The organism is Cohnella algarum, assembly GCF_016937515.1.
GTDB lineage: Bacteria > Bacillota > Bacilli > Paenibacillales > Paenibacillaceae > Cohnella > Cohnella algarum.
This window is the reverse complement of record NZ_JAFHKM010000002.1, coordinates 5,269,980-5,288,915: the sequence shown is the minus strand read 5'-3', so window position 1 is coordinate 5,288,915 and position 18,936 is coordinate 5,269,980. Positions and strand designations below refer to the sequence as shown.

At 58.1% G+C, this 18,936-nt stretch carries 16 protein-coding genes and 1 pseudogene; 14 read left to right on the top strand and 3 right to left on the bottom strand.

Annotated features, from left to right (window positions below; translation table 11 throughout):
• The first annotated feature begins 64 nt into the window (after positions 1-64).
• From JW799_RS23830 to JW799_RS23800, 7 genes and pseudogenes are all read left to right on the top strand, one after another.
• Entirely contained in the window at positions 65-979 is a 915-nt protein-coding gene (locus tag JW799_RS23830; RefSeq protein WP_205432008.1) for a carbohydrate ABC transporter permease, read from the top strand.
• A 6-nt stretch (positions 980-985) separates the two neighbouring features.
• A complete protein-coding gene (locus tag JW799_RS23825) occupies positions 986-1,825 on the top strand; it encodes a carbohydrate ABC transporter permease (protein ID WP_205432007.1) in 840 nt (279 codons plus the stop codon).
• 144 nt (positions 1,826-1,969) lie between these two features.
• Positions 1,970-3,316, top strand: a pseudogene (locus JW799_RS29805) (ABC transporter substrate-binding protein).
• 110 nt (positions 3,317-3,426) lie between these two features.
• The gene (locus tag JW799_RS23815) at positions 3,427-5,079 is read left to right on the top strand and encodes an MGH1-like glycoside hydrolase domain-containing protein (RefSeq protein WP_080838927.1); all 1,653 of its coding nucleotides are present in this window, start codon (positions 3,427-3,429) and stop codon (positions 5,077-5,079) included.
• 24 nt (positions 5,080-5,103) lie between these two features.
• Positions 5,104-5,997, top strand: a complete 894-nt coding sequence (locus JW799_RS23810) for a glycoside hydrolase family 43 protein (protein ID WP_080838929.1) — start codon at positions 5,104-5,106, stop codon at positions 5,995-5,997.
• Positions 5,998-6,245: 248 nt separating this feature from the next.
• Positions 6,246-6,833: a P-loop nucleotide/nucleoside kinase family protein gene (locus tag JW799_RS23805; protein ID WP_080840936.1), complete on the top strand. Its 588-nt coding sequence runs from the start codon at positions 6,246-6,248 to the stop codon at positions 6,831-6,833.
• A 47-nt stretch (positions 6,834-6,880) separates the two neighbouring features.
• The gene (locus JW799_RS23800; RefSeq protein ID WP_080838931.1) at positions 6,881-7,141 is read left to right on the top strand and encodes a hypothetical protein; all 261 of its coding nucleotides are present in this window, start codon (positions 6,881-6,883) and stop codon (positions 7,139-7,141) included.
• Between the two features lie 26 nt (positions 7,142-7,167).
• Here the strand turns inward: JW799_RS23800 and JW799_RS23795 are convergent, their stop codons facing one another.
• Genes JW799_RS23795 through JW799_RS23785 form a run of 3 tightly spaced genes read right to left on the bottom strand, consistent with a single transcriptional unit; the run spans position 7,168 to position 10,898 of the window.
• Positions 7,168-8,268, bottom strand: coding sequence for a GerAB/ArcD/ProY family transporter (locus tag JW799_RS23795; protein WP_080838933.1), 1,101 nt, complete (start codon positions 8,266-8,268; stop codon positions 7,168-7,170).
• A 33-nt stretch (positions 8,269-8,301) separates the two neighbouring features.
• Positions 8,302-9,426: a Ger(x)C family spore germination protein gene (locus JW799_RS23790; protein ID WP_205432006.1), complete on the bottom strand. Its 1,125-nt coding sequence runs from the start codon at positions 9,424-9,426 to the stop codon at positions 8,302-8,304.
• Between the two features lie 32 nt (positions 9,427-9,458).
• Positions 9,459-10,898 (bottom strand): spore germination protein, encoded by a 1,440-nt coding sequence (locus JW799_RS23785; protein ID WP_205432005.1) that lies wholly within the window; start codon positions 10,896-10,898, stop codon positions 9,459-9,461.
• Positions 10,899-11,252: 354 nt separating this feature from the next.
• Here JW799_RS23785 and JW799_RS23780 point away from each other — a divergent pair, with 354 nt between their 5' ends.
• From JW799_RS23780 to JW799_RS23750, 7 genes are all read left to right on the top strand, one after another.
• Positions 11,253-12,029: an ABC transporter ATP-binding protein gene (locus JW799_RS23780; RefSeq protein WP_080838939.1), complete on the top strand. Its 777-nt coding sequence runs from the start codon at positions 11,253-11,255 to the stop codon at positions 12,027-12,029.
• A gap of 5 nt (positions 12,030-12,034) precedes the next feature.
• Positions 12,035-12,871 carry an ABC transporter permease gene (locus JW799_RS23775; RefSeq protein ID WP_205432004.1) on the top strand — a complete coding sequence of 279 codons (837 nt, stop codon included), beginning with the start codon at positions 12,035-12,037 and terminating at the stop codon, positions 12,869-12,871.
• A 22-nt stretch (positions 12,872-12,893) separates the two neighbouring features.
• Positions 12,894-14,030, top strand: a complete 1,137-nt coding sequence (locus tag JW799_RS23770) for an ABC transporter substrate-binding protein (protein ID WP_080838943.1) — start codon at positions 12,894-12,896, stop codon at positions 14,028-14,030.
• A gap of 40 nt (positions 14,031-14,070) precedes the next feature.
• Complete coding sequence (locus JW799_RS23765; protein ID WP_080838945.1) at positions 14,071-15,144, top strand: LLM class flavin-dependent oxidoreductase; 1,074 nt, start codon at positions 14,071-14,073, stop codon at positions 15,142-15,144.
• A gap of 74 nt (positions 15,145-15,218) precedes the next feature.
• Positions 15,219-15,869, top strand: coding sequence for an isochorismatase family protein (locus JW799_RS23760; RefSeq protein ID WP_205432003.1), 651 nt, complete (start codon positions 15,219-15,221; stop codon positions 15,867-15,869).
• Positions 15,856-17,175, top strand: coding sequence for a zinc-binding metallopeptidase family protein (locus JW799_RS23755; protein ID WP_205432000.1), 1,320 nt, complete (start codon positions 15,856-15,858; stop codon positions 17,173-17,175). The genes JW799_RS23760 and JW799_RS23755 overlap by 14 nt, the downstream gene beginning before the upstream one ends.
• Positions 17,176-17,302: 127 nt before the next feature.
• A complete protein-coding gene (locus JW799_RS23750; RefSeq protein ID WP_205431998.1) occupies positions 17,303-18,406 on the top strand; it encodes a TetR/AcrR family transcriptional regulator in 1,104 nt (367 codons plus the stop codon).
• The last annotated feature ends 530 nt before the right edge of the window (positions 18,407-18,936 follow it).

Here is an 18,936-nt window from a genome sequence, read left to right as displayed (position 1 = left end):
AATTCATAATGAAAGCTCCCCCTATTATGATGGATGTACACAGCATAAGAGGGGGAGCTTTGCGATGCGAAAAAAACGCCGGTCGTTGTCCAGCGAACACAATCTGACGGCCTACACGTTTTTGCTGCCGTGGCTGATCGGTTTTTTCTGCCTGACGCTGGGTCCGATGCTTGGATCGCTTTACTTTTCGATGACCAAGTACAACCTGCTCAGCCCGCCGCAATGGATCGGATTTTCCAACTACGTCGAAATCTTCAGCGAAGACCAAACGTTTAAAAATTCCTTGTTCCTGACGTTCAAGTACGTGTTTCTGTCCGTTCCGCTCCGCCTCGCGTTCGCGCTCGCGGTGGCGATGCTGCTGAACAAGGGCATTCGCGCGCTCGGGATCTACCGGACGGTTTATTATATTCCGTCGCTGCTCGGGGGAAGCGTCGCGATCGCGATCGTCTGGAGACAGATTTTCGACGGTAACGGACTCGTCAACAAATTCCTCGGCTTTTTCGGCATCGAGGGGCCGTCGTGGATTTCCCATCCCGATTACATCGTTTATACAATCGTTACGCTGTCGATCTGGCAATTCGGCTCGGCGATGGTCATCTTTCTCGCCGGCCTGAAGCAAATTCCGGCCGATCTGTACGAAGCCTCGCAGGTGGACGGGGCGGGGAAAGTCCGCCAGTTTTTCAAAATCACGCTTCCGATGCTTTCGCCGGTCCTGTTTTTCAACCTGGTCATGAGCATCATCAACTCGTTCCAGGCGTTCACGCCGGCTTACGTCATCGGCGACGGGCGGGGCGGACCGCTCGATGCGACGATGTTTTATACGCTGTATCTTTACCTGAAAGGGTTCTCGTTCTTCGATATGGGCTATGCGTCCGCGCTCGCATGGATCATGCTGATCATCGTCGGCCTTTTCACGGCCGTCGTGTTCGCGACCTCGAAGTATTGGGTCTTTTACGGCGACAGCAAGGATGGGAGGTAACCAGGCATGCACACAAAACGAGCGACGACCGCGGCCGTCAAACATACGTTCATTATTTTGCTCGGCATACTCATGCTGTATCCGGTGCTTTGGCTTGTCAGCAGCTCGTTCAAGCCGAATCAGCTCATTTTTTCCGAGCCGGGACTTTGGCCGTCGGCTTTTACGCTGGACAATTACGCGAACGGATGGAAGGGCCTGCAGGGCATTTCGTTCGGCCGGTTTTTCACGAATTCGTGGATCATCTCGATCATGAGCGTGCTCGGAAACGTCATCACCTGCTCGCTCGCGGCGTTCGCGTTCGCCCGCCTTCATTTCAAGTTCCGGAAAATATGGTTCGCGCTTATGCTGGTCACGATCATGCTGCCGTACCACGTTACTCTTATTCCGCAGTACATCATTTACGACCAGTTGCAATGGATCAATACCTATTATCCGCTGATTTTGCCGAAATGGCTGGCGAACGACTCGTTTTTCATCCTGATGATGGTGCAGTTCATCCGCGGCATCCCGCGGGAACTGGACGAAAGCGCGACGATCGACGGCTGCGGCATGTGGCAAATCTACTTCCGGATCGTGCTGCCGCTGCTCGTCCCGGCATTGATTTCGGCCGCGATTTTTACCTTCATCTGGTCGTGGGACGACTTTTTCAGCCAGATGATCTACCTCAGCAAGATCGATCTGTTTACGGTGCAGCTTGGCATCCGGTCGATGTTCGATCCGTCGGGCCAATCCGACTGGGGCGCGCTGCTGGCGATGTCCACGCTGTCGCTCGTGCCGATTACGCTGATCTTCCTGATTTTCCAGCGCTATTTCCTCGACGGAATCGCGACGACGGGCTTGAAATAACCGGCATCGTCCGGAGAAGATGGAATCCGAAAAAAATATAAGCGAACACCCGAAGGAATGAAATTTCACTTTCGTACGCCTTATCGTAGGATAAGGGTTGTAAGCGGCTTCACTTCATGATATTTTTCTGGGGGGAGATGCAACATGAAAAACAAATGGTTCATTTTTTTGCTGACCGCCATGATGGCCGTCGTCACGGCCTGCTCGGGAGGCACGGGAAGCGGCGGTTCGGGCGGCGCTGCCGGTTCGGATAACGCGGGCGGGGAAAGCTCGCCTGCCGGCTCGTCCGGCAGCGGCGAACAGGTCGAGCTTCGCGTCATGTGGTGGGGGGATCAGAAGCGCGCGGACATTACGAACGAGGCGCTCAAGCTCTTTCAGGAAAAATATCCGACCATCAAAGTGACCGGAGAGTTCGCGCCGTCGACCGGCTATTTCGACAAGCTGAACACGCAGCTGGCATCCGGCACGGCACCCGACGTTTTTTTCCTAGGCGGCAACGTCTCCGATTATGCCATCAAGGACGTGCTGCTTGACCTCTTATGTCGGCAATGAACTGGACCTGTCGGACATGGATCAATCGATGATCGAGTACGGAACGCTCGGCGGCAAGCTTGTCCATATTTCCGCCGGAGCGAACGCCCGCGGGGTCGTCGTCAACAAGACGATGTTCGAAAAAGCCGGCGTCGAGCTGCCGCAGGATGGCTGGAACTGGGACGATTTCGCGCGCATCAGCAAGGAAATTTCCGACAAGCTGGGCAAAGGGTATTACGGGTCTTATAACTATGCGGTCGACGGCCTGGACATCGGGCTGAAGCAAAACGGGAAGCAGCTGTACGACATGGAAAAAGGCACGCTCGGATTCGAGGAGGCGGATGCGCTCAAATGGTTTCAATACTGGGACGAAACGTCCAAAGCGGGCGGGATCGTTCCGGCGGAAACCCAGGTGTCGAACCCCCGGGCGATACGAGCAAGTCTCTGATCGTGACGGGCAAGGCGGCGATGAGCCTCATTCCTTCCAACCAGCTGGCCGCACACCAAAATTTGACGCAGGACGAACTGGTCATGGTCCAATTGCCTCGCGGCCCGAAAGGAACGGGGGTCGTGTTCGAATCGAGCCAAGGGCTGTCGGGCTACGTGAACACGAAGCATCCGAAGGAAGTGGCGACGTTCATCGACTTTTTCATCAACGATCCGGAAGTCGCGTCAATTCTCGGAAACGACCGCGGGGTGCCGGTTACGTCCAAAAACCGCGAGCTGCTCGAGGGGAAAGCGAGCGACGTGGACAAAATCGTATACGACTACACGAGCCGCGTATCGGAAGCGGCGAAAACGGAGCCGTTCGCCGTCAGCTACAACCCTCCGGGCTTCTCCGAATATTCGAAGCTGGCGGAATCGACGCTCTATGAAATCGGCTTCGGACGCAAAAGCGTGGAAGACGCGGTGAAAGATTTTTACAACGGCACGGTCAAAATTTTCAACAACAATCAGTAGGCCGGCACGCGAAGCCCGGCTCGCGAAAACAGGCTGCCCCGCGGCAGTCTGTTTTACGCTTCGCGCCATGCGGCGCCAAACGCAATTTTTATCGAAAGAGGGGCGACAGGATGAACAACGAAGTGCTTTTGGAGAAGCTGCGGAAATGGACGGTCGATGAAAAGGCGGGTCCGCCGAAAAAACCTTCGGATGAGAAGGTTCTCCGGCAATGGCGCGAATCCGGCGTCAAATTCGTCGCCTCCTCGGGCAAGCTGGAAGGCGTGTACGCCTCGGCGCTTCGCGCCTTGCTCGACTGCATCGTGCCGACCGGCGGCGAAGAACCGATCCTGCACGAGGGCGGCATTTATCTCGGCTGCTGGCTGGAGAGCACCGGAACGATCAATGCGGAGCTGCTGTCCCGGTTCGTTCCTTCCGTAACGGAATCGACCTACCGGTCGTTCGCCGTTCATCAGCGGGAGGACGGCATGCTGCCTTACAAGGTGACCGAGCACGGGCCGGCGTACCGGCAAATCCAGCTGGTGACGCCGCTCGCGCGGAGCGTCTGGAACCATTACGCCCTCCACGGCCGGGACAAATCGTTTCTGAAGCCGATGTACGAAGCGATGGTTCGCTACGATGCCTGGCTTGCCGCTTGCCGGGATACTCGCGGCACGGGCTGCGTCGAAGCGTTCAGCGCGTTCGACACCGGACACGATCTGTCGCCGCGCTTCTGGCACGCGCCGGATACGCCGCATTTGAACGACGCGACGAAGTGCGATCCCGATTCGCCGATTTTGCCCTTTCTGGCGCCGGACTTGACGGCTAACGTCTATTGCCAGCGGCTCTATTTGGCGCGAATGGCGGAAGAACTGGGGCAGTCCGGAGACGGGTGGAGGAAGAAGGCCGAATCGAGCCTCGCCAGCCTGTTCCGTTACTGCTTCGACGAAGAGGACCGTTTTTTTTACGATCGGGATCGCAACGACGAATTCGTCCGGGTTCAATCCGACGTTCTGCTGCGGGTGCTCGCGTGCGAAGTCGGCGAGCGGGCGTTTTTCGACGACATGCTGCGCCGCTATTTGCTCAACACGAGCAAATTTTTCGCCAAATACCCGTTTACGTCGATCGCGATGGACGATCCTCGCTTCGACCCGAATTCCGGCTACAACACCTGGGCCGGAACGTCGAATTTTCTCAGCCTGATCCGGACCCCTCACGCGTTCGAGTTTCACGGCCGCCACGTGGAGCTGACCTGGGTCATGCAGCCGATTTTGTCCTCGTTCGCGAAGGCGACCCGGTTTGCGCAAACGGTCAGTCCGTGGACCGGCAACGAAGGCTTTACCGAGGCGTACTCGCCGTCGATTCTTTGCCTTCTGGATTATGTGGAGCGGCTGTGCGGCATTCTCCCGCGGCCGGACGGGGAAGTATGGTTTACGGGGCTTACGCCGTACGCGATGGATCATGGCGAGGACATTGCCGGCGAAACGGCGTACGGACGGAATATCGACGGCGTCGCCTACGAGCTGATCAACACGAGGGAAGGTTCGGAAATTTACCGGGCGGGCGAGCCGTACATGCGGTTTCCGAGCGGCATCCGGGTGATCGCGAACCGCGGCGGGGAATTGACCGGCATCGTCGGCATGAGCGTGCGGAAGGTGGAAGGGACGATCCGGGTAGGGGGACGGGAGCTTCCGTTTGCCGTCAACGGAAACGAGCGCCTCGACTTCGCGGCCGGTGCGTTCGAGCGCGCCTCCGACATCGGCATCGTATATCCGACTTACAAATAGCCCTATGCGGGGGAGGAAACCGGAATGAAGAAAAGCCGGGACGTGCAAATCCGGGACCCGTTCGTGGTCCCCGTGCCCGAAGAGGGAAAGTATTATTTGTTCGGCAGCACCGATGCGAATATTTGGGGGAAAGGAACGGGCTTCGACGCGTACCGGAGCGACGATTTGCAGCATTGGGAAGGACCGTTCCCGGTGTTTCGCCCGGACGAGGACTTCTTTTCGGACACGAATTTCTGGGCGCCCGAGGTGTACGCCTACGGCGGCCGTTACTATATGTTCGCTACGTTCCGGAGAAAGGATAACGGCCTGCTCGGGACGGCGGCGCTGTCTTCGGACAGGCTGCTCGGGCCGTTCGCGCTCAACAGCGACGGGCCGATTACGCCGGAGCCCTGGAGCTCGCTGGACGGCAGCCTGTTCGTCGACGAGGAGCATCGGCCGTGGATGGTATTCTGCCACGAATGGCAGCAGGTAACCGACGGCGAAGTGTGCGCGGTCCGGCTTGACAAGGACTTGAAGCGAGCGGTTTCGGAGCCTGTCGTCCTGTTTCGCGCCTCGGAAGCGCCGTGGACGACGCCGTACGTGTCGCCGCGGTTCCCGAACCGGGACAATTACGTGACGGACGGCCCTTATTTGTTCCGCGGCGCTTCCGGCGCGTTGTGCATGCTGTGGGCCGGCTTTATCGACAACACGTACGCTCTCGGCCTCGCAAGGTCCGAGTCGGGCCGGGTGACGGGGCCTTGGACGCACGAGGACGAACCGCTGTACCGGAACGACGGCGGTCACGGCATGGCGTTCCGCACGTTCGAGGGCAAGCTCGTCCTGACGCTCCATACGCCGAACAAGACGCCGGACGAGCGTCCGATTTTTATCGAAGTGCGGGAAGAGAACGGGAAAATGACGGTCGGGCGGCAGCTTTAAGAGGGCGCGATCTCCGTTAATTCGTCGGCGATTCCAGGGGCGGAGCCATAACGGTCGTCCGGGCGAAAGGGCGCGAAGCTGCCGCGGGAAAAATATGCTACAATGGCAGAAGACTCGGCCGCAGCTTGGCACGAAAGCGGTCGCGGACGGAGCAGAAGACGGACGGCAGACTCGGCCGAGACATGGACGGATCGGGCGAACGGCGGCCAAGTCGAAAGACGATTCAAGAAACGTTTTCGGAGGCGACTATGCGGAAACTGATCTTTTTTCTGGGCGGTGCGGGAGCCGGCAAGACGACGCTCGCCAAGGCGCTGGCCAAGCGGCATCCGGCCGCGGTGCTGGATATGGACTCGTTGTCGCGGCCCGCTTCGGAGGCGCTGATGAAGCTGGCGGGCCTCGATCCGAACGACCGGGATTCGCCCGAATACAAGGCGCTATGTCGGGATTTGGGCTATCGTCTGACGATGAATGCGGCGCTCGATAATCTGGAAATCGGAACGGACGCGATCGTGATCGGCCCGTTTACGAAAGAGGTCGAGGATCCGGCGTGGCTGGACCGGGAGCTTGCCCGGATCGGCGCTTCGACGCGGGACGTGGACGTCAAAGTCGTTTTCGTTTACTTGCGGTACGAAAACGATTACCGCCGCCGAATCGAGGGAAGGGACTCGGTTTTGGATCGTTGGAAGCTTGAAAACTGGGAAAAGTTCAAGACGTCGCTCGCAAAACGGGAGGTGAAATGGAGGCTGCCGGCAGGCTCGGTCGTTGAGTTCGACAATTCCGAGCCGTTGACGGATGACACCGTTTTGCGGCTTGCGGGCCTCGTATACGGAGAATAAAAGCTTGCGCTTAATCGGACGGAGAAAGGAGAAACCGCTTTCTCGTTTTGCTCGCTCCGGCTTTGCTGTGGGCGTATTTTCCCGCGTATTCGCATGACGAAGCGAAGGCGCTCGTTCGGGATCAGGTACAATCGGCGGGCGCTTCCGGAATCGCGGTGCTGGAATCGGACAAACGGACGTTCAGCCTGGCCAATTCCGGAAATCCGTTCGTGGCGAAAGGGTATTATTTTCTCGTCGACGAAAACGGGGAAAAAAGCGAATATGTCGTCAACCCGGTTGACGGCAGCGTGTTGGAGCTGAACGCTTGACCGCCGTTATTCCCCGATTCGGCCGCCTATGTCCCGGCATGACGTTTGCCGTCCGAAGGGCGGAAAAAGGACAGCAGAAACAGCAGCGTGGTGACCCCGCCTTCGAGGGCGAGGGCCACCCGCGGAAACCAGAACTCGAGGTAAGGTTCCATAAACCCGTGGCTGAACATGAACGGGAAAAACACGCACCCGACGAACAAAGGGGAAAACGCGTAAATCCATCCGGCATGCCTGCGGGTTCCGAACAGCTTGGCGCAGCCTTCGGCGATCGAATAATACAAAGTCGAGAACGTGATGAACGAACCCGATACGAAAATGAGCAGCGTCAGCACCTCGATCCTTTCGAAGATGATGAAGTGGGTAAGCCGAGTAAAAATGTAAATCGGATTTTCGACCCTTGTCGCCATATCAGGCCCCATAACGGAAATGCTGTACAGCAAATACAACGTCATGACGACCGCCCCGAGCACGACCGCGCGAACCTTCATTTTGAACGTTTTTTCGGGTTTGTTCAGATGAGGCATCAGCATGCCCATCATAATGCAAATGCCGAACCAGCTTCCCGGATATACGGCTCCTCTGAGAGCGGGTCCCGCACCGTATTCGAACTGCGGCAACAGGTTTTTCAACTGAAGCAAGGGAATCGAGCTTGCGAACAGAACGAGGGAAGAGGCCAGAATAACGAACCCGATCAACTGGCTGATTCGGGCGATCGTCTCGATGCCCTTGAAGGCGGCCCATCCCGAACATAACGTCAACGTGAGCGAGAAGACGACGAGCGGAGTGTTCGGCAGCAGCGTATTAGACAAAAATTCGCTGTAGATCCAAATGGCCGTAATGCTGACTCCGGTGAAAAAAAGAATAAACAGCAAGCCGACCGTTTTTCCGATCGGTCCCAGGATGGAGACCGTATATTCGATCATCGATTCCCCGGGATATTTCATTCCCAGCCGGTAAAGCAAGAACGCGACATAAACGTCGATCAGCGTGCCGATGGCCATCGAAAGCCACAGGTCCTGGCCGACCTTGTCCGCGAGCTGGCTCGGGACCGAAAAGAAAGTCAGGGAGGTGATGGAAACGAAGATGATAAAGAAAAACTGATAACCGTTAATTTTTTTTGGATTCATCCGCTTTTGTCCTCTTCCGCCTGCTATTGCCCGCTATTTGAGCAAGCCGGCTCTTTCGATCCGAAAAGAAACCTCGATTTCCGTTTCGACCGACTCCAGTTGTTCGTTCCATTGCGGCTTCAGCGTTCTCCATTTGCCCGGGTGGCGCCTATGGATCACCTCGCCGAATCCGAAAATATCGCTTTTGTACGTCTTGAACGTCTTGTCGACCGTTTTTTCGATCGCTTCCGTCAGCTGCTCGTCGAGCAGCTTTTTTAGCTTTCCCCTGTCTTTGGCCAGGTTTATCGGCATCGTCGACGTTTTGAGCTCCGCCGCCCCCTTCAGCCGAATTTTGAAAAGGATCCGATCCTCCCGAAAGACCGGGAAGACGCGAACCCGGATGGAGCTCATCGCCATGCTGGCCGCTTCTCCATCGGCGACGATCAGGAACCTGCCCTTGGAGGAGGTGCCCGCCAGCCAGTTGACGATCTGGCTTTCGTCTTCGGTGAGCCAGCCGACCATCCGGTCGTTCCGAAATACCGCGGCGTCGCCGATTTCCATCAACCCTTTCTTGCTCGGATTCGGGGCGGGCCCGATGCCGGCCGAGACGGCCTGGAAGCCGACCTGGTTCAGACGCGGCAAAAACTGGTACATTTGCATGGCGACATTTTGCGGCCTCCCCCATTTTCCGCGCAGGAACGCTTTCCACTCTTCGGCCGGCACGGCCTTCAACTCCGACGCGTTTTCAAGCATCTGCTTGGCGGGAAGCCTGGAGACGAGGGTCCAGCTGTTGAAGTTCTGATTTTCCTCTCTCCAGAAAAAATCCAAAAAATCGTCCAACCCGCGGCGGGCGAGCGTCTCCCCGATGAGCACGACTTGGGTTTGCGGGAAAAACAGACTTTTTTTCGCAGCCAGCTGAATCAGCTCGACCGCGTCCTGGATCGTCTTGCCATTCGCCGAGTAAATGGCGAACGGCCTGCGCTGTTGATTGCCGCCGCCCGCCGCGATCGGCAGCGTCGGATTCATCAATTGGACGGTTACCGCAATGTTGCCGTTTTCCGCCGGGTCGAGTCCGATTGCCGAAACGACGGTGATCTGGTCGGGATCGATTTCGCTCCAGCAGCCGCCAAGCGGCAAAAGGAGGAGCAAGCAGAGCACGGCTTTTGCGAAGAAAGACATGCCGGACATCTCCTTTCGCGGAGGATTGCGCGTTATTTTCCCCCTTTTTTTGCCTGCGACCACGGGATGCGGAAAATCGTTTTTTCCAGCGCTCTTCCGGTCCCCGGGGCAAACGGCTTCAAATAGGGTACGCCGATCGACGACAGCGCCGACAGGTGAATGGCCATCAGAAACAATCCGATCATGATGCCGTACAACCCCAGCAAGGACGCGAGGAACAGCATGCCGAACCGTAAAATCCGGATCGCGCCCGATAACGAAACGGACGGAATCGTAAACGAGGCGATGGCGGTTCCGGCGACGACGATGACGGCCGGCGAAGAGATGATCCCCGCCTGAACGGCCGATTCCCCGATAACGAGCGCGCCGACGATGCTGATCGCCGAGCCGATCGAACGGGGCATGCGGATGCTCGCCTCGCGCAGCCCCTCGAAAATGACCTCCATCACCAGCGCTTCCATCAACACGGGGAAGGGAACGCCGTCGCGGGCCGACAAAATGCTGCTGAGCAGCTGCGGCGGCACGATCTCGGGGTGATAAGTCAAAATGCCGACATAAACGGACGGAAGAAGCAAGGTGAAGAAAAAGCCCAAGTATCGGATCCAGCGAACGAAGGTGGCGATCGGGTACGCCAGATACAAGTCCTCCGTCGTTTGCAGGTGCTGGGGCAAGGTGCTCGGCAATCCGAGGGCGAACGGGGTTCCGTCCACCAGGATGCCAACCCGACCTTCCATAATGATCCCGGCAATATCGTCGGGCCGTTCCGTACTGTAGACGGTCGGGAAAAACGAACGCGGACCGTCCTTGATCCGCTCCTCGATATACTGGGATTCCAGAATGCCCTCGATATTCAGCTTGGCGAGACGGCCGCGAACTTCGTCAACGACGGCCCGAGGCGCTTTGCCGTTGACGTAGAGCATGGCGACATCGGTCCGGGACAGTTGGCCCAGCGTGATTTTCTCGACGCGGACGTCGCCGCTCCTTACTCTGCGCCGAATGAGCGAAATGTTGATGTCAAGCGATTCCACAAAGCCGTCTCTCGGGCCGCGGATAACGGTCGACGTGGCGGCTTCTTCGATATTTCGCTTGGCGTAGCCTTGCGTATCGACGGCGACGATCTCGCCGCCGTTATTCGCCAGCAGGAGAGTCCACCCGCCGACCAGCTTCGAAACCGCCGCTTCCGCTGCGAAAAAACGCTCGACCCCCGGAGCGGTGATCGTCGATCGGACAACGTAATCCATTAGTTTCGGAGGCGAATCGGCAAGCTCCGAAGGAATGTTCGCGGACAGGAGCGGGGCCAGCACCGTTTCGTGCAGCGATTTTTTGTCGACCAGGCCCTCGATCCACATCAAGGCGGCTGGGATGCGGTTTTCCCCGACCGTGATCTCCCTTACGGATAAATCCGCGCTGTTTCCGACAAGCGAGCGCATATTTCGAAGGGCTGCCGAAAGTTCTGCGGTTGGATCGGTCATTCCGACTCTCGCTCCTTTCTCCGAACATACGGTTTGGTTATTTTTCCATGGGGATGAAAATTTATCCCCGGGGAACCGAACGGAGATCCGCAACAAAAGAAAATCAACGATCAAAACCGATTGAAATGTAATTTATATGTTATGAAAACGCACATATTTGGCCTTATAATCCTTGGGTGATTGTTGTTATGTCTGAAAATTTCGATATTATGAAAAATATATGTAATATTTATTGACTCACAATGTCGGCGGTGGTAAATTGGATACAGATTTAACTGAATGATAAAAATAAATAACTAAAATTTTAAATCAAATGATTAAAGTCGAAAATTGCTCGAAAGGCGGTGGTTTCCGTTGTCGTACATAACGGCGGACCGAATTTCCAAACGGTATGTTAGGCGCGGACAAACGACGGAGGCGCTGCGCGATGTCGCGCTGAGCCTGGAGGAAGGCACGTTCGTCAGTCTGATCGGGCCGAGCGGATGCGGCAAATCGACGCTGCTGCGAATGATCGGCGGCCTGGAAACGGCGGACGAGGGACGGCTTTCGGTCGGAGGGCTGACGCCGAAGCAAGCGCAATCCGACAAGCGGTTCGGATTCGTTCCGCAGTCGCCGGCGCTGTTTCCGTGGCGGACGGTCATCGAAAACATGCGCTTGCCGTTCGAAGTGAACCGGAAGAAAGGAGGCGGGGCGTCCTACGACGAACGGGAAGCGGCGGAGTGGCTCGCCTCCGTCGGCCTCGGCGATTTTCTGACGGCTTATCCGCGGGAATTGTCGGGGGGAATGCAGCAGCGAGTCGGCATCGTCAGGGCGTTCGCTTCCGGCGCGCCGATTTTGCTCATGGACGAACCGTTTTCGGCGCTAGATGAAATTACGCGGGAAATGATCCGCCATCAACTGATGGACATTTGGGAGCAGCATAAGAAGACGGTCGTCTTCGTCACCCACAGCATTCCGGAAGCCGTCTTCCTGTCGGATCGAGTCGTCGTCATGACGAGCCGGCCGGGCCGGATTACCGAAATCGTCGATATTCGGCTGCCGAGGCCGCGCACGCAGGAGCTGGAAGAATCGGACGCGTTTTTCGATTATGTCCGGCAAATCAAACATTTGCTCAAGGAGAGGTGGGCATAAGCAAAATGGCGATCAGAACGAGCGTGTTCGGCAGAGCTCAATCGTCGTCGAGCCGAGAGGGAACGTTAGCGAAAACGCGGCTGAATCCGTTAATCAAGGATTGGTGGGCCCGCAGCAGACTGCCCCTTGTCGCCTTTGTCGGGTTTTTCGTCTTATGGGAAAGCTTCGTCCGCTTATTCGGGGTCGACCCGCTTACGCTTCCGACCCCGTCGGCTGTGTTCCGCGCCTTGTTTTCCGAATTCGGCTTTTACGTTGATCATGCGATGGTCACCTTGTACGAAGCGGTCGCCGGTTTTTCGCTCGGAGCGGGGGTCGCCTTGCTGTTCGGCGTCGTATTGGCCCATTCTCCGGCGCTTGAGCGAATGCTGCTGCCGCTGGCGGTGCTGGCCAGCGTGACACCGGTCGTGGCGATCGCGCCGCTGCTGATCATCTGGTTCGGCTTCGGGGCGCTGCCGAAGGTGCTGATCGCGGCGATTATCACGTTTTTCCCGATGCTGGTCAATTCCATAACCGGGTTCAGGGCGGTCGATCCGAACCGTTACGACTATATGCGTTCCCTGTGCGCCGGCAAGCGGGAAATCTTTTTCAAGCTTCGTTTGCCGGGCAGTCTTCCTTATTTGTTCTCCGCGGCCAAAACCTGCATCAGCCTCAGCGTCATCGGAGCGGTCGTGGCGGAATGGAGCGGCTCCAGCGAAGGCTTGGGCAACGTCGTCATGATGTTCGGCAATTACATGCAGACGGTCAAGGTGTTCGCGGCGATCATGATGCTTGCGGCGATGGGCATTCTGCTGACGGCGATCGTCGGCGCCATCGAGAAAAAAGTGCTGGCGTGGAGCCGGTAAAAGAGGACGGGAGTCGATAAATATGCTGATGAAAGCAAAGAAAAAACTTGCGTATAGGTCCGTCTTGACGATGGCGGCCATTCTGCTGCTCGCTTCCTGCGGAAACGGGAATACGGCCGCGTCGCCGTCCGCTTCGGCCGCCGCGTCGCCTCCGGCCAGCGCTTCTCCCGCCGGAACGGCCGGTTCCGGCATCGACTGGGAGGCCCGCAAGGCCGAAAATCAAAAGGCGGGCAAAATTACGTATACGACCGGCTATTTTTATGCGGCTTCGTCGCCGGACGTGCAAGCCGTCGTCGCCCGGGATCTAGGGTATTTCGAGGAGCTTGGGCTTGACGTGGACGTTCAGCCGGGACTCGATTCGGAAGGGATGAAATATCTCGCGGCGGGGCAGGCGCAAATCTCGAGCGCGGGCAATCCGAGTCTTGTCATCCAGTCGGTCGCGAGCGGAGCGGGAATCAAGGGCGTCGCCACCTTCGGCTCCGTCGGCGTCAATGCGATTATGGTGATGGAGGATTCGGACATTCAAAGCCCGAAGGACCTGGCGGGCAAGACGCTGGGGTACAAGGGGGCGATTCCTCCCTGGGTCGTCACGATGCTGGCGGCGGACGGACTCGACGTAACGGATATCAAAGCCGTATCCGTCGGCTACGACCCGAGGATTTTGGCTGGAAACGATCTGGACGCATTAACCGTATTTAAAACGAACGAGCCATATATTATGGAGAAGGAAGGCTACAAAACGCGGCTGATCGATCCGGGCGACTTCGGCGGCGAGACGTCGTTCGGCGTCGTGGCGGTGAACTCCGAATTCGCAGAAGCGCATCCGACGGCCGTCGAGGATTTCCTAAGAGCGCTGTCCAAAGCGCACGAATGGGTGCTGGAAAATCCGGACGAGGCGATCGAGAGGATGGCGTCGCATTCCGAAACCGGCTATGACGTTGCGGCGGAAACGAACCGGTGGACGGTCGAAAGCAGCCTGATCGCGGACCATCTACCCGCCGGGCAGGGCGTCGCCGTGCAGACCGACGAGCAGTGGCAGCGGGAAATCGACATGCTCGTCCAGGCGAAGGTGATCCCGAAGGCATTGCCGCTGGAACAAGTGATGGACAATGCGTACATCGATTCGATTTACGCGGACGGCGAGCTGATCTGGCCCTAAACGTCGCGGCAAACAGACTTTATTCATGGAGTGATGAACAATGAGCGGCATCGACTACAATCAAATCGATTTTGGCGTGTTTCTTCCGATTTCGAACGGCGGCTGGATCATCTCGGATACGACGCCCAAGGTGGAAGGAAGCTATGAGCAAAACCGCAATGCGGCCGTGCTCGCGGAAGAAATCGGTCTCGACTTCATTATGTCGATGGCCAAATGGCGCGGCTACGGCGGGCGGACGAACCATTGGGGAACTTCGCTCGAATCGATGACGATGATGGCGGGACTGGCCGAGGCGACGAAGCGGGTCAAAGTGTACGCGACGGTGCATACGCTGCTGTTCCATCCCGCCGTCGCCGCCAAAATGTTCGCCACCCTCGACCAGATCAGCAACGGACGGGTCGGCATGAACGTGGTGTCGGGGTCGTTTTCCAAGGAATTTTCGCAGATGGGCATGTGGCCGGAACACCTCGATCACGACGCGCGTTACGATCTCGCGCGCGAATGGATGCAGGTCGTCAAGCGGCTGTGGAGCGAAGAGCGCGTCGATCATCAAGGGACGTTCTATCAACTGACCGATTGCATGTCGAATCCGAAGCCGGTGCAGAAGCCGAGGCCTTCGATCATTTGCGCGGGCCAATCGGAAAAGGGGATGGGCTTTACGATCGAGGAAGGGGACGCCTGCTTCATCGGCGGCAAGGACGTCGAAGAGCTGGCCCAGGTAAGCAAGCGCGCGAAGGAAATGGCGCGGGAGCGGGACAAGCCGATCAAAACGTACGCGATGTTCGGCATTTATCCCGGCGAAACCGACGCGGAAGCGGAAGCGCGGATGAAGCGGTACGAGGCAGGCGTCGACCGCGAGGCTATCGTCGGGCTGCTCGAAAGCTATGGCATGGCGGTCGACGGCAAGGAGACGTCGATTGCGGCGAGAGCCCGCACGGCGTTCATGTCGGAGCCGATTTCCGGTTCGGCGGCGACGATCGTCGCCAAAATCCGGACGATTATCGAAACGGCCGAGCTGGACGGCATGATGCTGACGTTCCCCGATTACGATGCGGATATGCGGTTTTTCGGCGAACGGGTGCTGCCGGAGCTGCGGGCGAACAGGGGAAGCTGACGCCGCGCCGGGCGGCTTGCGGCACATAAGGCAATAAAGGGAAGTCTGTGACATATTCGGAGGAGGAATCTTGCGTGTGCGAGAAGACGGTCGTGCCGCTGCGGGAGACGGCGCTTGTTCTGATCGACGTCCAGCGCGACTTCTGCTCGCCGGACGGCAAAATGGCCGCCTGGGGGGCGGACCTGTCCGCGATCGATGCCGCCGCGGACCGGATCGAGCGGCTCGCGGAGGCCGCCCGCAGGGCCGGGATGCCGGTCGTGTTCGTCGCGCTCGTCACCTCGCCCGACACCGATTCTCCGGCGATGCTCGAATGGTACGGGCGGCAGGGCATCGACGCCTCCGCCGCGGCGGTATGCCGAAGCGGGACGGAAGGGGCGGCTTATTACCGCATTTTTCCGGCTGCGGGCGATTTGCAGGTGACCAAACAGCGATACAGCGCTTTTGTCGGGACGAATTTGGAGCTTTTGCTCCGAAGCAAGGGGATCCGAAAGCTCGTCGCAGCCGGGTTTACGACCGAGTGCTGCGTGGAATCGACGGTCCGGGACGGGTTCATGCGGGATTACGAGACGTTCGTCGTCTCCGATGCCTGTGCCGCTTACGAGCGGGACCTGCACGACGCCTCGCTCAAGTCGATGGCGCTTAATTTCGCGACCGTCGTTTCGACGGAGCAAGCGCTCCGTAGCTGGGAGAACGAACAACGGGGAGGTATACATGATCATCGCTAAGTCGGGCAGCCGCGTTTCCGACGCCGAGATTCGCGAGGCTGCGGAGCGAATCCGGTCGGCGATCGATCGGCAGGAGCTGATCGATCTCATTTTGGAGCTCGGCAACATTCCGAGCCTCGCCGGTTACGAGAAAGCGGCCGGAGATTTCGTGTACGAGTGGATGCAAAAGGAGTCGTTCGCCCCGAAACGGGTCGGCATGGTGCCGGACCGGTTCAACGTTATCGGCCGCTGCGGCGGGGACGATCCGTTGAACGGGCGCAATCTGTTGTTTACGAGCCATCTGGATACGGAGGCTCCTCAATATAACGAATCGGATCGCTGGAAATATCGGCCCGGCTCGGCCGACAAGCCGGAATGGCTGCAGGCGAAGCTGGAAAACGGCGTTTTCTCGGGCAGGCCGGTCGAGAACGACCGGGGGCCGATGTCGTGCTTTTTGATCGGCGCCAAAGCGCTGAAGCGGGCGGGCCTTTCGATGGCGGGCACGCTGTATTTGACCGCTTGCCCGGCGGAGATCGGCCCGGAGCACGTGGAGGAGTTTCGGGGGCCGCAGTTTCTCGGGAAGGAAATCGGCGCCCAGTTCATGATGACGCACGGAGGGGTCGCTCCGGATTTCGCGGTCGCCGCCGAGGGAACGGACTTCGGCATCTCCTGGGTGTCGTCCGGACACGCGAATATGCGCATCGATCTTTACGGAGAAGACGTGTTCACGCCGCTGCTGGAGCATCCGGAGGAGCTGCGGCGGCATCCGAGCCCGCTCGTGAAGGTGGCTCCTTTCATCGAAGCGCTTCAGCGCTGGTGCGTCGACTTCGAGAAGCGGAACATCTACCGTTCTCCCGGCGGCACGGCCGTGCCCAAGGTGCAGATCGGCGCCATCCGCGGCGGAGATCCTCACCTGATGGGCGGCGGCAGCGAGGTATGCTCCGTTTACGTCGAATTGACGCTGACGCCCGTCCAGACGATCGCGGACGCCCAGCGGGAGCTGGAGCGGCTGCTGCGGTCGGAAGGCTTCGAAGGCCGCGTCGAGCCGATCGTGTTCCGGAAAGGCTTCGAAGCCGACGCGACCGAAGCGGCCGGACTGCACCGAGCGTTCAGCCGGGCGAGCGTCTCGGCCGGCAGAGGGGAAACGCCGATCGCCCATTCGATTTATTCCAGCATGTGGCGCGATCATAATGTTTTCAATATGTACGGAATCCCTGCGGTCACGTACGGACCGAAACGGTTCCGCCCGACGGTCGACGATATGGTTGACGCCGCCGTCGTGTACGGAACGACCGCCTGGCTCGTTTGCAACCGCTTGGTCGAGTAGAGCCCGCGTGCTTGCGGGCGTCTTTCTTTTTCAACCGGCAAAACGTAAAATGGGAACGAAACGAAACGCGCCGAATCCTTGAGGCAAGACGTCGGGAAACGGCAGTCGGGACGGAGGAGGCGGCCTGATGGCGGAAACGATAAGCGCGGAAGAGGCGAAAGCGACGGCGCAGGAGCGCATTTTGAACGCGGCCGAGGAGATATTCGTCCGGAACGGCTTCGCGGGAAGCCGGATGAGCGAAATCGCGATCAAGGCGGGAGTCAATCAGGCGTCGATCCACTATTATTTCGATTCGAAGGAAAAGCTTTACGAGGAAGTCGTCACCCGACTGTTCCGGCAATGGGAATCGTACGTCCGGGACATCGAGCTGACGGACGACGACCCCGAGAAGCTGCTTCGGAAATATATCAAGGAGCATTTCGAACTGAAGTGCAAGCTCCCCAACCTGTACAAAATCTATCAGCGGGAAGCGATCGAAGGCGGGGATTTGTTTTCCAAATACGCGTCTGCCGACTGGACGACGGATACCGAGCGAAAATCCGGGATGCTGGCCGGCTGGAAACGGGCCGGCGTCCTTCACGAATACGTTAACGAGCGGGTGCTGCTTCATTTGATCTGGGGCATGATGAACCAGTTTTATTTCCGCGGCGTGGAAGATTTGCGGGAGGAGCTCGCTCTTGACGGCACGTATGAGGAACTGCAAGGACTGCTCGTCGATCAGATGATCAAGCTGACGCTGTACGGCGTGCTGCCGCGCGAGGAAACGAACCGCAGGGGTGTCGCGCTGAGCGAAACGGAGCGAATCGAAGGACGCGCGTTCGTGCTGATGCCGCCGGACGCTTGGGAGCGGGGAAGGGCGGAAATCGAGGAGCTGCTGGAAGGGCTCGGCGTAGGGCATGGCCTGGAGCTGAAAACGGTCGAGCGCGAAGACGAGCTGCTTGACGTATGCGAGCAGGCGTGCCCGCGGCTCATCGTCATCGTCGCGACAACGCGATTCGGCGAGATGTCGGCATCCGCGCAGCGGCTGCTCGCGGCGTTGGAAGCGCAGCCTTCATGGGTGGCCGATCGGGCGGTGGCGGTGTGGACCGTGCGAGACAAGCCGGCCGCCGAATCGCTGCAGCGCGCGCTCGAGGACGCCTTCAACCGGCTGGGCGCGTTCGCCGTCTCCCGCGTGCCGGGGCAGACGCCGCGCGAGTATGCGAGGCGGTGCGCGAAGCTGGCGAAGAGATAGGCGCCTTTGGTTATTTCGTTCATAGGGGTTAATCCATTAGGCTGTCCCGAAAGGTCGAAAAGGCTTGGGGGACAGCCTTCTTTGTCTGATTGCTCTCCATGCGAGAAAAACGGCAAATAACGGCGTCTCGGGGCCGTTAATTCGGCCGCCGGGCGGTTCTCGGCCTCGGTCGAACGAATTGTGAATTACGTTAAAGCCGGAAGCGAGCTCGCAGGCAGAAGTGTACTGGAGAGGCGAAAGTTTAATTTTATTTTGAAAACGCTTTAATCACCGTTGACAAAAATACAAAAATAAACTAAATTGGAATATATAAGTAAATTCATACGGTTAACTATCGTCTCACGTTAATTGTAAGCGTTTAAACGCAAAAATGCAAACGATTGCACGTATTTATGGATTTTAGGTCACCCTTGACTTCGTATAGCTAAGGCTCAGCCTTAACTATAAATATCAAACGGAAAGGAGGTTTTTCTCATGTGCTCCGGGTCCTACTTGTATACGTACTGCAGCTCGTATGTTTGCGGTACGGG

Bases quoted from the DNA above. Each gene is read 5' to 3' on its own strand.
- JW799_RS23825 (WP_205432007.1), top strand. From the start codon at position 986: ATGCACACAAAACGAGCGACGACCGCGGCCGTCAAACATACGTTCATT.
- JW799_RS23805 (WP_080840936.1), top strand. From the start codon at position 6,246: ATGCGGAAACTGATCTTTTTTCTGGGCGGTGCGGGAGCCGGCAAGACG.
- JW799_RS23810 (WP_080838929.1), top strand. From the start codon at position 5,104: ATGAAGAAAAGCCGGGACGTGCAAATCCGGGACCCGTTCGTGGTCCCC.
- JW799_RS23765 (WP_080838945.1), top strand. From the start codon at position 14,071: ATGAGCGGCATCGACTACAATCAAATCGATTTTGGCGTGTTTCTTCCG.
- JW799_RS23830 (WP_205432008.1), top strand. From the start codon at position 65: ATGCGAAAAAAACGCCGGTCGTTGTCCAGCGAACACAATCTGACGGCC.
- JW799_RS23785 (WP_205432005.1), bottom strand. From the start codon at position 10,898: ATGACCGATCCAACCGCAGAACTTTCGGCAGCCCTTCGAAATATGCGC.
- JW799_RS23790 (WP_205432006.1), bottom strand. From the start codon at position 9,426: ATGTCTTTCTTCGCAAAAGCCGTGCTCTGCTTGCTCCTCCTTTTGCCG.
- JW799_RS23795 (WP_080838933.1), bottom strand. From the start codon at position 8,268: ATGAATCCAAAAAAAATTAACGGTTATCAGTTTTTCTTTATCATCTTC.
- JW799_RS23775 (WP_205432004.1), top strand. From the start codon at position 12,035: ATGGCGATCAGAACGAGCGTGTTCGGCAGAGCTCAATCGTCGTCGAGC.
- JW799_RS23815 (WP_080838927.1), top strand. From the start codon at position 3,427: ATGAACAACGAAGTGCTTTTGGAGAAGCTGCGGAAATGGACGGTCGAT.
- JW799_RS23750 (WP_205431998.1), top strand. From the start codon at position 17,303: ATGGCGGAAACGATAAGCGCGGAAGAGGCGAAAGCGACGGCGCAGGAG.
- JW799_RS23755 (WP_205432000.1), top strand. From the start codon at position 15,856: ATGATCATCGCTAAGTCGGGCAGCCGCGTTTCCGACGCCGAGATTCGC.
- JW799_RS23770 (WP_080838943.1), top strand. From the start codon at position 12,894: ATGCTGATGAAAGCAAAGAAAAAACTTGCGTATAGGTCCGTCTTGACG.